The following is a 15,662-nucleotide window of genomic DNA, read 5'->3' on the forward strand; positions in this document are numbered from 1 at the left end:
CCCCTTCCGGGGAGGTCGCTGCCCCATTCGGGGAGGTCGGTGCCGGACTACCGTCGCATCGAGCGAATCATAAGGTCCATCGAATACTTTCGATCATTCCTTTCAGTTCCACTGAATGATTGCTTCGGCTGCCGCTGCCCGAGGAGCGTGGCCCCGAAGGCGATCACCATGCCGAGCACCTGCACCGGTCCCAGCGCCTGCCCCAGTGCCGCCCAGCCGATGACGGCGGCGGTGATCGGCGACAGCGGACCGAGGAGGGTGACCGAGCCGGCGCTCAGCCGCTCGATGCCGCGGAACCAGAGCCAGTACGAGACCGCGGTGTTGCCGAGGGCGAGGTAGAGGTAGCCCGCGACGCTCCGGCCGTCGAGGACCGGCGGAGCACCCTCCACCAGGAAGGCGACGGGCGCGATGATCAGCCCGCCGGCGGTCAGCTGCCAGCCGGTGAGCGCCAGCGCGCCGACCCCTTGCGGCCTCCCCCAGCGCTTGGTGAGGACGGTGCCCGCGGACATCGACAGCGCGGAGGCGAGTCCGGCGAGCACGCCGACCAGATCGAGCGCCGCTCCGGCCCTGAGGACGACCAGACTGACACCGAAGGCCGCCGCGACGGCGGTCAGGGTCGCCCGCACGGTGGGCCGGTCGCCCAGGAGGAGAGCCGCGAGGCCGACGACGAAGAGCGGGCCGACCGAGCCGACGACGGCGGCGACCCCGCCGGGCAGTCGGTAGGCCGCCAGGAACAGCAGCGGGAAGAAGGCGCCGATGTTGAGCGCCCCGAGGGCCGCCGACTTCCACCACCAGGCGCCGCGCGGCAGCTTGCGGGTGAGCGCGAGGAGCAGGAGCCCGGCGGGCAGGGCGCGCATCAGACCGGTGAAGAGCGGCCGGTCGGGCGGCAGGAACTCGGTCGTGACCGCGTAGGTGGAGCCCCAGGAGACCGGGGCGAGTGCGGTGATCGCGATGACGGCGGCCTTGCGGGACATGACGGGTCCCCCCTGTTGTGTCGGAGTGCCGAAGTGCCGGTGCCGAACTGGCTTGGCGATAAGTAGCTTAGCTCTAAGCTACTTAATTGCAAGTGACTTACTTGCCACCGAGCCGAGAGGGAAGGAGACTTCGGGCATGGAGACGAACAACCCCGCCGCTCACGACGCCGTCGACGCCATCACCGACCAGTGGGCCGCCGTCCGCCCCGATCTCGACACGCTGCCGATGGCGGTCTTCGGGCGCATCTACCGGCTCTCCCACGCGATGCGCGGGCGCGTCGACAAGGCGTACGCGCCCTATGGGATGTCGCTCGGAGAGTTCGACGTGCTGGCGACCCTGCGGAGGTCGGGAGAGCCGTACACCCTCTCGCCCCGCCAGCTGTCGGTGACCCTGATGCTCACGACCGGCGGGATGACGGGCCGGCTCGACAAGCTGGAGAAGGCCGGACTGCTCAGCCGCAGCCCCGACCCGAACGACCGGCGCGGGCTGCGGGTGACCCTCAGCGAACGGGGACGCGAGCTGGTGGACGAGGCCGTGGCCGCCGGGCTCGCGGCGCAGCGGGAGGCCCTGGAGTCGGCGCTCGACGCCGAGGAGGCGGCCCAGCTGGCGGGCCTGCTGCGCAAGCTCCTGGCGACGACGGCGTAGCCGGGCACGGCCGGGGCGCGCATGCGCGAGGGCGCCGCGCGGTATGTGCGTACCGTGCGGCGCCCTCGAAGGTCAGGGAGGGGTCAGTGCGTCAGACCCGGTCCTTGGACTTGTCGAGCACCATCACCAGGCCGGCGATCACCAGGAACAGCACGATCGGCGCCGCGACGTACAGGCCGAGCGTCTCGGCCACGCTCAGGCCGGGACCCGGGTCGTCACCGTCGTCGCGGGTGACCGCGAGCGCGGGGGACGACATGAGCAGCATCATCAGCGTCGTACCGGCCGCGACGGCGCCGGCGCGCAGGGCGTTCTTCTTGTCCACGGTGCAAACGTAGCGAACGCCTAAGAGGGCCGCGCGCCCGGGGGTGCCGTACGGGCCGTGAAGAGGTCCAGGAGCCGGTGCAGCCGGGGGGAGGCGGCCAGCTCCTCCAGCGTGACCGGCCGGCCGTCGGCGCCGGCGATCGGCAGGCGCCAGTTGGGGTACTGGTCCCAGGTCCCCGGCAGATTCTGGGGGCGCCGGTCCCCCACGGCGTCCGGCAGCCAGACACCCGTCAGCCGCGCGGGTGTGCGCAGCAGGAAGGCGTAGAGCGCCCGGATCGCGGCCTCCTCGTCCGCCACCGGGCGGGGGACGGTGCCTGCCCCGGAGCCCGTGACGGCCTTCGGTTCGGCCGCCGCCCGACGGTCCGCGTCGGTGCCGGTGACGGCCGTCGGTGCGGCCACCGACCGGCGGTCCGGATCGGGGCCTGTCCCGGTGTCCGCCTCGGGGAGGAGTCCGAGACCGGCCAGGCGGGTCAGCCACTCGGCGACCTCCCGCTCCCCCTCCGCCCGCTCCAGCTCCAGGGGCCGGTTGAGGAGCCCGAGCCGGTGCCGCAGCTCGATGTGGTCGCCGGTGAGCCGGGCCGCCGTGGAGGGCAGATCGTGGGTGGTGGCGGTGGCCACACAGCCCTCGCGCCACCGCTCGGGCGCCAGCGGGCGGCCGTCGCCGCTCCAGTCGCGCTCGAACCAGAGGACCGACGTCCCGAGGACCCCCCGCCGCTCCAGGGCCTCGCGCACCCCCGGCTCCACCGTCCCGAGGTCCTCGCCGATGACGAGGGCGCCGGCCCGGTGGGCCTCCAGGGCGAGGACGGCCAGCATGGCGTCGGCGTCGTGACGGACGTAGGTGCCCTCGGCGGGCTCCCGGCCCTGGGGGACCCACCAGAGCCGGAAGAGCCCCATGACGTGGTCGATGCGCAGGGCGCCCGCGTGCCGCAGCAGACTCTGGAGCAGATCGCGGTAGGGCGCGTAGCCGGAGGCGGCGAGGGCGTCGGGGCGCCACGGCGGCAGGCCCCAGTCCTGGCCCCGCGCGGTGAAGGCGTCGGGCGGGGCGCCGACGGACATCCCGGCGGCGTACGCGTGCTGCTGCGCCCAGGCGTCGGCACCGTCCGGGTGCACGCCCACGGCCAGATCGTGGACGATCCCGACGGCCATGCCGCCCTCCCGGGCGGTGCGGGCGGCCGCCTCGAGCTGCTCGTCCGTGAGCCAGGCGAGCCAGGAGTGGAAGCCGGTACGGTCCGCGAGGCCCTCCCGGGCGGCGGTCGCCGCGGCCGAACGGGAGTCCCGCAGCGGCTCGGGCCAGGCGCGCCAGTCGGAGCCGTACTGCTCGGCGAGCGCGCACCAGGTGGCGTGGTCCGCGAGCGCCCGGCCCTGCCGGGCGAGGAAGTCCTCGTACGCGGCCCGGCGCCCGGGCCCCAGCGGCACGGTCCGTACGAGATCCAGGGCACGCCGCTTGAGGGCCCACACGGCGTCCCGGTCGATCAGCTCGCCCTTGGCCAGGACCCCTTCGCGCAGTTCGGCGGCGTCCGCGAGGACGCCGTCCAGCTCGGCGCGGTGCTGCGGGGCCACGTACGCGTACTCGGGGATGTCCTCGATCCGCAGATGGACGGGGTCGGGGAAGCGGCGCGAGGAGGGGCGGTACGGCGACGGGTCGGTGGGGGTGCCGGGCACGGCGGCGTGCAGTGGGTTGACCTGCACGAAGTCGGCGCCGTGCGCCCGGCCCGCCCAGTCCGCGAGCTCGCGCAGGTCGCCGAGGTCGCCCATGCCCCAGGAGCGCCCGGACAGCAGCGAGTACAGCTGGACCAGGAGGCCGTAGCCGCGCCGGGAGGCCTGCGGGACGGCGGGCGGCGCGACGATCAGCACACAGCCGGCCGCCCTCCCGCCGGGGGCCCGCGCGTCCAGCCGGTGCACGCCGAGGGGCAGCTCCGCCCAGAAGCAGTCCACGGGCTCCACGGGCCCTTCCGGAGCCTCGGGAACCTGCCACGTCCTCACCCGGCCGCCGCCCTCCGGCGCGATCCGCAGGTCCGTGCCCGGCGGCAGCGCCCGGATCGCGGCCGGCGCGGTCACGGGGGCGTCCCGCCACAGCACCACCGTCGCGGGCAGCAGACGTCCCGCGACGGCGGCCTCGGCGTCCGCCAGGGACGTGCGGACGGCCTCGGGGGTGGCGGCGTCGACGTCGAGGGCGGCGAGGACCGCGACGACCGTGGCGTCGGGGACCGGGACGGTGACGCCTTCGGACGGGGAGTACTCGGTGGCGACACCGTGCAGCGCGGCGAGCCGGGCCAGGGTCATGCGGGCTCCAGGGGTGAGTCACACGCCGGGGTGGTCACACGCCAGGGAACCCCAAGCCGCCGGCGGTGCCATGGGCGGTCGGTTCGCTGGTCAGGGGGGCCGCGTCGGCGAGAGGGGGTTCGCTGGTGAGGGGGGCGGCGTCGGCGAGCGGCGGCTCGCTGGTGAGGGGTATGAGCGCGGTGCGCGGGTCGGGGACCTGTTTGGAGAGGGCGGACAGCAGCAGCTGCGCGGATGCGGCCACGGGGGCCTCCAGTCGTCTGAAGCGATGGGACACAGCAGCCCTACCCAACGGCGGGCGTCGCAGACGTGTTACGTGGTGCGGGTCACATTCCGGTTCGCGAGCCCGAGTTGAGACCGGCGCGGAGGCGGGTGCCGAGACCGGCGCGGAGGCGGGTGCTGAGCCCGGTGTTGGGGCCGGAGCCGAGACCGGCGCGGAGGCCGGTGAGGAGACGGGGCACCCCGCCCCGCCAGGAATAACGGACACAACGGCCACGCACATTGACACCTTCGCCGGGTCGGTGGTGGGCTCGAAACCCACCGGTGGGACAGGGAAAAGTCGAGGGGGAGACGCGCGTGCAGCTCGGGCGCAGCAAGCGGACCGCGACGGCCGTGGCGATCGCCGTGATCGGCGGGCTCTTCGGAACCGCTCCGGGCGCGCTCGCCGCACCGGTCGCACCACACTCCCCCACCGACCCCACCACCACCGTCCCCGACACTCCCGAGCGGGCCGCGTCGGCCGCCCAACCCGCCATATGGCCGCGCCCGCAGGACATCCGTGGCGCCGGGGCGGCCATCCCCCTCAACGACGAAGTGACCCTGCTCGCCGACCCGGACGCCGATCCGTACGCGGTCGCGGCGCTGCGGGCGGTGCTGACCGCCGCCGGTACGCGCACCATCTACACGGACTCCCCCGGGCGCGGGACGGTCGTCCGGTTCGGCGGGACCGGCGCGCAGGAGGCGTTGCGCGCCCTGCGTGTGCCCGAACGCACCGATCTGCCCCACGGGGGCTACCGGATCGCCACCGGCCGGCTCGGAAACCGTGACACGGTCGCCGTCGACGGAGTCGGGAACGACGGCCTGTTCCACGCCGCCCAGACGCTGCGCCAGCTCCTCGACACAAGGACCGGTTCGCTGCGGGGCGTTGTGGTCCGCGACTGGCCCGGCACCGCCGTACGCGGCATGACCGAGGGCTTCTACGGGCGGCCCTGGAGTCAGCAGGAGCGCCTGGCGCAGCTCGACTTCATGGGCCGCACCAAGCAGAACCGTTATCTCTACGCGGCCGGAGACGACCCGTACCGCCAGGCCCAGTGGCGCGACCCGTACCCCGCCGCCCAGCGCACCGCCTTCCGTGAGCTGGCCGAACGTGCCCGTGCCAACCATGTGACGCTCGCCTGGGCCGTGGCGCCCGCGCAGTCCATGTGTCTGGCGTCGGACGACGACATCAGGGCGCTCACCCGCAAGATCGACGCCATGTGGGCCCTGGGAGTACGGGCGTTCCAGCTGCAGTTCCAGGACGTCAGCTACAGCGAGTGGCACTGCGACAGGGACGCGGACACCTTCGGCCGCGGCCCCGAGGCGGCCGCCGCCGCCCAGGCCAAGGTGGCCGGCGCGGTGGCCCGGCATCTCGCGGACCGGCACCCGGACGCCGAGCCGCTGACGCTGATGCCGACGGAGTTCTACCAGGACGGCGCGACCGCCTACCGCACGGCCCTCGCGTCGAAGCTGGACGACCGGGTCCAGGTCGCCTGGACGGGCGTCGGAGTCGTACCGCGCACCATCACCGGCCGTGAACTGGCCGGTGCCCGTGACGCCTTCGGGCATCCGCTGGTCACCATGGACAACTACCCGGTCAACGACTGGGCGCAGGACCGGCTCTTCCTCGGCCCCTCCACGGGCCGCCAGCCGGCCGTCGCCTCCGGATCCGCGGCCTTCCTCGCCAACGCCATGGAACAGGCGGCGGCGTCCCGCATCCCCCTGTTCACCGCCGCCGACTACGCCTGGAATCCCAAGGGTTATCTCCCCCAGGAGTCCTGGCAGGCCGCCGTCGACGATCTCGCGGGCGCCGACCCGAAGGCCCGCGAGGCACTGCGCGCGCTGGCCGGCAACGACTCCTCGTCGATCCTCTCGCCGTCCGAGTCCGCGTATCTGCGGCCGCTGCTCGACGCCTTCTGGCGTACGCGTACGGCTCCGAACGCCGCCCGGGACGCGGCCGCCCGCGAGCTGCGGGCCGCCTTCACCGTGATGCGGGAGGCCCCGCGGCGGCTGGAGGGCACCGCGGAGGGCCGGCTCGACGACGAAACCGGGCCGTGGCTCGCACAGTTGGCGCGTTACGGGCAGGCGGGCGAGTACGCCGTCGACATGCTCCAGGCGCAGGCCCGCGGCGACGGCACGGTGGCCTGGCAGACCTCGCTGGCCCTGGAGGAGTCACGGAAGGCCCTCAAGGAGAGTCCCGTCACCGTGGGGCGAGGCGTCCTGGACCCCTTCCTGGCGCGGGCCGTCAAGGAGGGCGCGGCCTGGACGGGCGCGGACCGCACCGCCGGTACGGTCTCCCACGACTCCGGCTCCTACACCGTGCGGCTCGACCGGGCCCGGCCCCTCGAGACCGTGACCGTGATGACCGAGCCGGGCACCGGCGACGGCGCGCGCATCGAGGCCTACGTCCCCGGAGAGGGCTGGCGCGGGGTCGGCCCCCTCTCACCGACCGGCTGGACCCAGACGGACGTGAAGGGCCTGCGCGCCGAAGCCGTACGGGTCGTGTGGAGCGACGGTTCGGCCGCGCGGGTGCGCACGCTGGTGCCGTGGTTCGGTGACGCGCCCCGGGCCGTCCTGGAGCTGGCGCGCTCCGAGACGGACGCGGAGATCGGCGGCCCGGCCCAGCGCGTCGACGTCACCCTTTCGGCCCAGCGCCCCGGCGAGGTGCGCGGCGCGCTCACCGCGAAGGCCCCGAAGGGCATCGTGGTGAAGCTCCCCAAGGAGACGAGAGTGCCGCGCGGAGTGCGGGCCACCGTCCCGGTCGAGGTGTCCGTCGCACCGGGCACGGCGGCGGGCGAGTACCGGGTCCCGGTCTCCTTCGCGGGCGAGGAGCGCACCCTGACCGTCCGGGCTTTCCCCCGGACGGGCGGCCCCGACCTGGCCCGTACGGCCACCGCCTCGTCGTCCGGCGACGAGACCCCCGACTTCCCGGCCTCCGCGGCCCTCGACGGCGACCCGGCCACCCGCTGGTCCTCCCCGGCCGAGGACGGCGCCTGGTGGCAGCTGGAGCTGCCGGAGCCGGCGCGCGTCGGCCAGGTCGTGCTGCACTGGCAGGACGCGTACGCGACCCGCTACCGCGTCCAGGTCTCGGCGGACGGCCGCACCTGGCGCACGGCGGCGACGGTCAGGGACGGCAGGGGCGGCCGCGAGGCCATCCGCATGGACGCCCCGGACACGCGCTTCCTGCGCGTCCAGGGCGAGGGGCGGGGGACGCCCTACGGCTACTCCCTGTGGTCGGTCGAGGCGTACGGCGTCTTCTAGGGCTCGGTTCGCCTCCGGGGCGCTTCCGCGTGCGCCGACGGCCGATCGCGCTCGACCGCCCGTCCCTCGCAGCCTCCGCGGAACCCGCCCTCGGCACCCGCGCGCCCCTTGGGCTCACTCGCCGGCCCTGGCCTCAGCCGGGGCCGCCGGCCGCCAGGGTCAGGCTGCTGTCGATGCGGGCCATCGCGTCGTCGGCGCCGTACGGCTGGAGGTAGGGCAGCCAGCGGGGGTCCCGGTGGCCCGTGCCGATGATGCGCCATGCCAGTCCGGACGGCGGCGCGGGCTGGTGGCGCAGGCGCCAGCCCAGTTCCCGCAGGTGCCGGTCGGCCTTGACGTGGTTGCAGCGGCGGCAGGCGGCCACGACGTTCTCCCAGGCGTGCTGGCCGCCGCGGCTCTTGGGTACGACGTGGTCGACGCTGGTTGCGACACCACCGCAGTACATGCAGCGACCGCCGTCACGGGCGAAGAGGGCTCTTCGGGTCAAAGGAACGGGCCCCCGGTAGGGGACCCGCACGAACCGCTTCAGCCGGACCACGCTGGGTGCGGGGATGACGCGGGTCTCGCTGTGCATGAAGGCGCCGGATTCCTCGAGGCAGAGTGCCTTGTTCTCCAGGACGAGGACGAGCGCGCGGCGGAGCGGTACGACGCCGAGAGGCTCGTACGACGCGTTGAGGACCAGGACATGCGGCACGGGTGCCTCCTATGACGCCGGCGGCGCGTGGCTCGCGCCGGGACGAACTGTTCTCAGTTTCTCCTCATGCCAGGTCGAAGCGCCACCACGTCCTTGTAACGGGTCGGGAGGATTTTGTGGCGTCGACCACATCTGGTACATCCCCAGGTGAGGCTCGTCTCTCCCTCGCACATGTCAAGGGAGCACACCCGATGCCCCGTTAGTGTGGATGGTCTGCTGTTCGCAATGCCTGGAGGTTTCCACCGTGCCCTGGTCCGCACTCCGGCTGGCCGCCGATCCGTCGAACGGTCCCGTCACTCTCGACGAGGCCGCGGAGAAGGCGACCAACGCCGCAGGCTGGGTGGAGGAGAACTGGTCCACCTGGCTCAATACCGGCCTGCGCATCCTGCTGATCCTGGTTGTCGCCCTGCTGTTGCGGATGGCCATTCGCCGCGCCCTGACCAAGCTGATAGCGCGGATGAACCGCAGCGCCCAGGCGGTCGAGGGCACCGCTCTCGGCGGTCTGCTGGTGAACGCGGAGCGCCGCAGACAGCGCTCCGAGGCGATCGGCTCGGTGCTGCGCTCGGTGGCGTCCTTCGTGATCCTGGGCACGGCCGGACTGATGATCCTCGGCGCGTTCAAGATCGACCTGGCGCCGCTGCTGGCCTCGGCGGGTGTCGCGGGTGTGGCGATCGGCTTCGGCGCCCGGAACCTGGTGACGGACTTCCTCTCCGGGGTGTTCATGATCCTGGAGGACCAGTACGGGGTGGGCGACTCGGTCGACGCGGGGGTCGCCTCGGGCGAGGTGATAGAGGTCGGCCTGCGCGTGACGAAGCTGCGCGGCGACAACGGTGAGATCTGGTACGTCCGCAACGGCGAGATCAAGCGGATCGGCAACCTGAGCCAGGGCTGGGCGACGGCGGCGATCGACGTCACTGTCCGCCCGACCGAGGACCTGGACCGCGTCCAGTCGGTGATCACCGAGGCCTCGGCGAACCTGGCCAAGGACGAGCCCTGGAACGAGCGCCTGTGGGGCCCGGTGGAGATCCTGGGCCTGAACGAGGTGCTGCTGGACTCGATGACCATCCGCGTCTCGGCCAAGACGATGCCGGGGAAGTCGCTGGGCGTGGAGCGCGAGCTGCGCTGGCGCATCAAGCGCGCCTTCGACGAGGCGGGCATCCGCCTGGTCGGCGGCCTCCCGGCCCCGGCGGAGGACACTCCCCCGGACCCGACGGCGGGCATGGCGGCCCCGTCGGCGTTCGCGTCGACGACGTCCCCGCAGTCGACGGCGGCGACCCCACTGACCCCGCCGCCGAGCCTGACGAAGTAACCCTTCTTCTCGCGCGCCCCCGCAGGTAACGCTTTGGTTGCCTCGGGGGCGCCCCCCGTTCGGCCTCTTGACGCCCCCGTGACCTGCGCCCTACGTTCCTTCCAACCAAATAGGAAACTTTCCTAACAGTGTGAGGAAGCGGCATGGTCGGCACGCCCCCCGGCACCACTCCGGGCACCCCGCGCGTCCTGCGCGCCATGAACGACCGGGCCGCGCTGGATCTGCTGCTGGAGCAGGGGCCGCTGTCGCGGACCCGGATCGGCAAGCTCACCGGGCTCTCCAAGCCGACCGCGTCGCAGTTGCTCGCGCGGCTCGAGGCGGCCGGGCTCGTCGTCGCCACCGGGACCACCGAGGGGCGGCCCGGGCCCAACGCGCAGTTGTACGCGGTGAACGCGCGGGCCGCCTTCGCCGCCGGGATGGATGTGACACCGCAGCGGATTCGCGCCGCGGTCGCCGACATCACCGGCGCCACCGTCGGCGAGTACGAGCTGGAGACGCCCGGGCGGCGCGCCGAGGGGGTCGTGCGGCAGGTCACCGAGGTGCTCGACGGAGCCGTGAAGGAGGCCGGGATCGCGCGGGCCGACGTGCACCGGCTCGTCATCGGGACGCCGGGTGCCTTCGATCCGTCCACCGGCCGGCTGAGGTATGCGAGCCATCTGCCCGGCTGGCACTCCCCCACGCTCCTGGACGAGTTGGCCGCCGTGCTCCCGATGCCGGTCGAGTACGAGAACGACGTCAACCTCGTCGCCGTCGCCGAGCAGCGCCTGGGCGCCGCCCGTGAGCACGAGGACTTCGTCCTGCTGTGGAACGAGGAAGGTCTGGGCGCCGCCCTCGTTCTCGGCGGCCGGCTGCACCGGGGCTTCACGGGCGGCGCCGGAGAGGTCGGTTTCCTGCCGGTGCCGGGCACTCCGCTCGTACGGCAGGTCACCAAGGCCAACAGCGGCGGCTTCCAGGAGCTGGCCGGTGTCCAGTCCGTGCCCAGGCTCGCCAAGGCGCTCGGTATCGACACGCCCGAGCAGCCGTACGTCCCCGTGGCCGCCGGGCTGCTGCGCCGGGCCGCCGAAGCGCACGCGGACGACGCGCGGTACGCCGAGCTGCTCCAGCAGTACGCCGTCCGCCTCGCCACCGGTCTCGCCTCCCTGGTCGCGGTCCTCGACCCGGGACTCGTGGTTCTTTCCGGCGAGGTGATCGTCGCCGGCGGCGAGCCCCTGCGCTCCCGCGTCCAGGCCGAGCTCGCCGAGCTGGCCGCGTCCCGCCCCCGGCTCGTCCTCGGCGGCGTTCCGCAGCAGCCCGTCCTGCGCGGGGCGTTGGAGAGCGCCCTGGCCGCCACCAGGGACGAGGTCTTCGACACCTCCCGCCGATAGAACCGAAGTCCCGACCCCTCCTCGCCACCGCCACCCTCATCGCTTCCCCGTCCTCCTCACCCGTCACAGGGAGACATCGCCATGTCCGCAACCCCCCGCCGAGCGGCCGCCGCGCTGGCCGCGACCGCCTCCATAGCGCTGTTCGCCTCCGCCTGTACGGGCGCGGGCTCCAGTGGTGCGAGTGACGACCCGAACGCGAAGACGACCATCACCTTCTGGCACGGCTGGTCCGAGCCCACCGAGGTGAAGGCCGTCGCCGACAACATCAAGCGGTTCGAGGACAGTCACCCGAACATCAAGGTGAAGGTCGTCGGCAACATCAACGACGACAAGCTCAGCCAGGCGCTGCGCGCTGGTGGTTCGAACGGCCCCGACGTCGTCTCCTCCTTCACCACCTCCAATGTGGGGAAGTTCTGCTCGTCCGGCGCGTTCGCCGATCTGAAGCCGTTCATCGAGAAGTCGAAGCTGAACCTGGAGAAGACCTTCCCGAAGGTGCTCCTCGACTACACCCGGTTCGAGGGCAAGCGCTGCGCCCTGCCGCTGCTGGCGGACGCGTACGGCCTCTACTACAACAAGGACGCCTTCAAGGAGGCGGGCATCGCCAACCCGCCGAGGACCATGTCGGAGCTCGCCTCGGTCGCCAAGAAGCTGACCAAGGAGAAGGGCGACTCGTACGAGCAGCTCGGCATCATGCCGACCTTCCACGGCTACGAGACGACCACCGAGCACTACCTCGGCAGCTGGAACCCCGTCTACTTCGACGCCGACGGCAAGTCCAACATCGCCAAGGACCCGCAGTTCGCGGCGATGTTCACCTTCCAGAAGAAGCTGATCGACGACCTCGGCGGCTTCCAGAAGCTGGAGAAGTACCGGGGGACGTTCGGTGACGAGTGGGGCGCCAAGCACCCCTTCCACACCGGTCAGGTCGCGATGCAGCTGGACGGCGAGTGGCGCCTGGGCATGGCGGTCAACGCGAAGGTGCCGTTCGACATCGGCGTCGCGCCGATGCCCGTCGCCGACGACCAGGCCGACACGTACGGCAAGGGCTTCCTGTCCGGCACGATCATGGGCATCGCGCCGGCAAGCAAGAAGCAGAACGCCGCCTGGGAGCTGGTCAGGTTCATGACCACGGACACCAAGGCCGTCGTCGGCTTCGCCAACGGCATCCGCAATGTGCCGTCCACGTTCGAGGCCCTCGCGTCCAACGACCTCACCCTCGACCCGCGCTTCAAGACCTTCCTGGACATCGCGCGGCACGAGAAGTCCAGCACCCCGGCGGGCGCGGTGAACGGCTCGACCTACCTGAACACCATCCAGGACTTCGGCTACCAGTACGAGAAGGGTGCGGTGAGCGACCTCGAGGCCGGTCTGGAGAAGACCGCGCAGCAGGTCGACACCGACATCGCCAAGGCGAAGTAGCCGGCCATGACCACGCACACGCTCCGCTCGAAGCGCCGCAGGTCGGCCCTTCGTACGGCGGCCTTCATGTCGCCGTGGCTGATCGGGTTCAGCGTCTTCTTCGCCTACCCGCTGGTGTCGACCGTCTACTTCTCGTTCATGCGCTACGACGGGTTCGGCGTCCCCGCCTTCAACGGGCTGACGAACTGGTCGTACGTCTTCAACGACTACCCCATGTTCTGGCCGTCCCTGCGCAACACCCTCTGGCTGGTCGTCGTCATGGTCAGCTGCCGGGTCCTGTTCGGTCTCGGCGTCGGACTGCTCATCACCAGGATCAAGACGGGAGCGGGCCTCTTCCGGACGCTGTTCTATCTGCCCTATCTGGCGCCGCCCGTCGCGGCGACCCTCGCCTTCGTCTTCCTCCTCAACCCGGGCACCGGGCCGGTCAATTCGATCCTCGGCGAGCTGGGGCTGCCGGCGCCCGGCTGGTTCAACGACCCCACCTGGTCGAAACCGGCGCTCACCGTGCTCGCGGTGTGGGGCATCGGTGACCTGATGGTCATCTTCATGGCGGCGCTGCTCGACGTGCCGAAGGAGCAGTACGAGGCGGCGGAACTGGACGGCGCCTCCGCATGGCAGAAGTTCCGGTTCGTCACCCTGCCGAACATCTCGCCCATCGTGATGTTCGCCGTGGTCACGGGGGTGATCCAGGCCATGCAGTACTACGCGCAGCCGCTGGTCGCGGGAAAGGTTGCCTCCGGGATCATCGGCGGCTCGGGCCAGCCGTTCGAGCCGGGCTACCCGGACAAGTCCACCCTGACCCTGCCCCAGCTCGTCTACAACCTCGGCTTCCAGCGCTTCGACTACGGGGCCGCCTGTGCCGTCGCGCTCGTACTGTTCGCCCTGGCCATGCTCTTCACGGGCCTGCTGATGCGCCGGCGCGGCGGCCTGATCCAGGCAGGTGAGTGACCCGTCATGACCCACGTACTCGACACCCCGCGGGCGGTGGAGGAGCAGACCTCCCCTGCCCGGCGCACCGCACGCCGCAAGGAGCTTCTGCACTGGATCGCCGTGCACTCCCTGGGGATCGCCGCGGCGCTCTTCTTCGTACTGCCGTTCCTGTTCGTGCTGCTGACTTCGCTGATGAGCGACCAGCAGGCGCTGACCCGGGACCTCACGCCGAACACCTGGGAGTGGGGCAACTACCGGCGGGTGCTCGACACCCCGGGCTTCCTCACCTGGTGGCGCAACACCCTCGTCTACGCGGGGCTCGGCACGGTCCTCACGGTGATCTCCTCGGTCCCGGTGGCGTACGCGCTCGCCAAGTTCCGCTTCCGGGGCCGCAGTCTGTCCCTGATGCTGGTCGTCTCGATGATGATGCTGCCGCCACAGGTCGTGATCATCCCGATGTACCTGTTCTGGGCGAAGCAGCTGGACCTCTCCGGCACGCTCTGGCCGCTGATCATCCCGATGGCCTTCGGTGACGCCTTCTCCATCTTCCTGCTGCGCCAGTTCCTGCTGACCATCCCGAACGAGTACATCGACGCGGCGAAGGTCGACGGCTGCGGAGAGTTCCGCACTCTGGTGCGGGTGGTCCTGCCGATGGCGAAGCCGGGCATCGCCGCGGTCGCGCTCTTCCAGTTCTTCTACGCCTGGAACGACTACTTCGGCCCGCAGATCTACGCCTCCGAGAACCCGGCCGCCTGGACACTCAGTTATGGCCTGGAGTCCTTCAAGGGCGCGCACCACACCGACTGGAATCTGACCATGGCCGCGACCGTCCTGGTCATGGCCCCCGTGATCCTCGTCTTCTTCTTCGCCCAGAAGGCATTCGTCGAGGGCGTCACACTGACCGGAGTGAAGGGCTGATCGACCATGAAGCTCGCTGTAGTGGGTGGGGGCTCCACCTACACCCCTGAACTCATCGACGGGTTCGCGCGGCTGCGCGACACCCTGCCCCTCACCGAACTGGTCCTCGTCGACCCCGCAGCCGACCGCCTCGCCCTGGTCGGCGGGTTCGCCCGGCGGATCTTCGCCAAGCAGGGGCACGAGGGGCGCGTCACCACCACCACGGACCTGGACGCGGGCGTCGCGGACGCCGACGCCGTCCTGCTCCAGCTGCGCGTGGGCGGGCAGGCGGCCCGCGAGCAGGACGAGACATGGCCGCTGGAGTGCGGCTGCGTCGGGCAGGAGACCACGGGCGCGGGCGGGCTCGCCAAGGCGCTGCGGACCGTGCCGGTGGTGCTGGACATCGCCGAGCGGGTGCGGCGGACCAACCCCGACGCGTGGATCATCGACTTCACCAACCCGGTGGGCATCGTCACCCGGGCGCTGCTCCAGGCCGGGCACAAGGCCGTCGGCCTGTGCAATGTGGCCATCGGCTTCCAGCGGAAGTTCGCGAAGCTGCTGGAGGTCACGCCGGGCGAGATCCATCTGAACCACGTCGGGCTCAACCATCTGACCTGGGAGACGGGGGTGCGCCTCGGCGGGCCCGACGGCGAGAACGTCCTGCCGAAGCTGCTCGCCGAACACGGCGACGCCATCGCGGACGACCTGCGGGTGCCGCGGGCGCTCGTCGACCGGCTCGGCGTCGTCCCCTCGTACTACCTGCGCTACTTCTACGCGCACGACGAGGTCGTACGGGAACTGCGCAGCAAGCCGTCGCGGGCCGCCGAGGTGGCCGCGATGGAGAGGGAACTCCTGGACATGTACGGAGATCCGGCGCTCGACGAGAAGCCGGCGCTGCTCGGGAAGCGCGGCGGCGCCTTCTACTCGGAGGCGGCGGTGGATCTCGCCGCCTCGCTGCTCGGCGGGGGCGGATCACCCTGTCAGGTCGTGAACACGTACAACAACGGGACGCTGCCGTTCCTGCCGGACGACGCGGTCATCGAGGTGCAGGCGACGGTCGACGGCCGGGGCGCCACGCCGCTGGCCGTGCCCGAACTGGACCCGCTGTACGCCGGTCTGATCGCGAACGTCGCCACGTACGAGGAGCTCGCACTGGAGGCGGCCCTGCGGGGCGGCCGGGACCGGGTGTTCCGCGCGCTGCTCTCGCACCCGCTGATCGGCCAGTACGAGTACGCCGACGCGCTCACCGACCGGCTGATCGCGCACAACCGGGAGCACCTGGCGTGGGCGTGACGACACCGGGGCCGGACGGCGG

At 71.9% G+C, this 15,662-nt stretch carries 13 protein-coding genes; 8 read left to right on the forward strand and 5 right to left on the reverse strand.

Going from position 1 to position 15,662, the window contains the following annotated elements; translation table 11 throughout:
- Positions 1–47: 47 nt before the first annotated feature.
- Positions 48–974 (reverse strand): EamA family transporter, encoded by a 927-nt coding sequence (locus ACZ5VC_RS04335; protein WP_469118563.1) that lies wholly within the window; start codon positions 972–974, stop codon positions 48–50.
- 136 nt (positions 975–1,110) lie between these two features.
- Here ACZ5VC_RS04335 and ACZ5VC_RS04340 point away from each other — a divergent pair, with 136 nt between their 5' ends.
- Positions 1,111–1,620 (forward strand): MarR family winged helix-turn-helix transcriptional regulator, encoded by a 510-nt coding sequence (locus ACZ5VC_RS04340; RefSeq protein ID WP_469118564.1) that lies wholly within the window; start codon positions 1,111–1,113, stop codon positions 1,618–1,620.
- Between the two features lie 91 nt (positions 1,621–1,711).
- On the opposite strand, the gene ACZ5VC_RS04345 is transcribed toward ACZ5VC_RS04340, so the two are convergent.
- The 3 genes from ACZ5VC_RS04345 to ACZ5VC_RS04355 are packed head-to-tail and all read right to left on the reverse strand — an operon-like array spanning position 1,712 to position 4,465.
- Positions 1,712–1,942, reverse strand: a complete 231-nt coding sequence (locus ACZ5VC_RS04345; protein WP_468706027.1) for a hypothetical protein — start codon at positions 1,940–1,942, stop codon at positions 1,712–1,714.
- Positions 1,943–1,962: 20 nt separating this feature from the next.
- On the reverse strand, positions 1,963–4,224 hold the full coding sequence (gene malQ / locus ACZ5VC_RS04350; protein ID WP_469118565.1) for a 4-alpha-glucanotransferase: 2,262 nt from the start codon (positions 4,222–4,224) through the stop codon (positions 1,963–1,965).
- 34 nt (positions 4,225–4,258) lie between these two features.
- The gene (locus ACZ5VC_RS04355; protein WP_469118566.1) at positions 4,259–4,465 is read right to left on the reverse strand and encodes a hypothetical protein; all 207 of its coding nucleotides are present in this window, start codon (positions 4,463–4,465) and stop codon (positions 4,259–4,261) included.
- 332 nt (positions 4,466–4,797) lie between these two features.
- Between ACZ5VC_RS04355 and ACZ5VC_RS04360 the strand changes: the two genes are divergently transcribed.
- A complete protein-coding gene (locus ACZ5VC_RS04360; RefSeq protein ID WP_469118567.1) occupies positions 4,798–7,737 on the forward strand; it encodes a beta-N-acetylglucosaminidase domain-containing protein in 2,940 nt (979 codons plus the stop codon).
- 133 nt (positions 7,738–7,870) lie between these two features.
- On the opposite strand, the gene ACZ5VC_RS04365 is transcribed toward ACZ5VC_RS04360, so the two are convergent.
- Positions 7,871–8,428 carry an HNH endonuclease gene (locus ACZ5VC_RS04365; RefSeq protein WP_469118568.1) on the reverse strand — a complete coding sequence of 186 codons (558 nt, stop codon included), beginning with the start codon at positions 8,426–8,428 and terminating at the stop codon, positions 7,871–7,873.
- A 208-nt stretch (positions 8,429–8,636) separates the two neighbouring features.
- On the opposite strand from ACZ5VC_RS04365, the gene ACZ5VC_RS04370 reads away from it, so the two are divergent.
- The 6 genes from ACZ5VC_RS04370 to ACZ5VC_RS04395 all read left to right on the forward strand — a co-directional run bounded on the left by ACZ5VC_RS04370 (position 8,637) and on the right by ACZ5VC_RS04395 (position 15,640).
- Entirely contained in the window at positions 8,637–9,737 is a 1,101-nt protein-coding gene (locus ACZ5VC_RS04370) for a mechanosensitive ion channel family protein (protein WP_469118569.1), read from the forward strand.
- A gap of 143 nt (positions 9,738–9,880) precedes the next feature.
- Positions 9,881–11,101, forward strand: coding sequence for an ROK family transcriptional regulator (locus tag ACZ5VC_RS04375; protein WP_469118570.1), 1,221 nt, complete (start codon positions 9,881–9,883; stop codon positions 11,099–11,101).
- An 81-nt stretch (positions 11,102–11,182) separates the two neighbouring features.
- The gene (locus ACZ5VC_RS04380) at positions 11,183–12,520 is read left to right on the forward strand and encodes an ABC transporter substrate-binding protein (RefSeq protein WP_469118571.1); all 1,338 of its coding nucleotides are present in this window, start codon (positions 11,183–11,185) and stop codon (positions 12,518–12,520) included.
- A gap of 6 nt (positions 12,521–12,526) precedes the next feature.
- Entirely contained in the window at positions 12,527–13,468 is a 942-nt protein-coding gene (locus ACZ5VC_RS04385; RefSeq protein ID WP_469118572.1) for a carbohydrate ABC transporter permease, read from the forward strand.
- A gap of 6 nt (positions 13,469–13,474) precedes the next feature.
- Positions 13,475–14,368, forward strand: a complete 894-nt coding sequence (locus ACZ5VC_RS04390; RefSeq protein WP_469118573.1) for a carbohydrate ABC transporter permease — start codon at positions 13,475–13,477, stop codon at positions 14,366–14,368.
- 6 nt (positions 14,369–14,374) lie between these two features.
- Complete coding sequence (locus ACZ5VC_RS04395; protein WP_469118574.1) at positions 14,375–15,640, forward strand: 6-phospho-beta-glucosidase; 1,266 nt, start codon at positions 14,375–14,377, stop codon at positions 15,638–15,640.
- Positions 15,641–15,662 lie beyond the last annotated feature (22 nt).

The sequence above is a fragment of the Streptomyces sp. NPDC033174 genome, assembly GCF_055577795.1.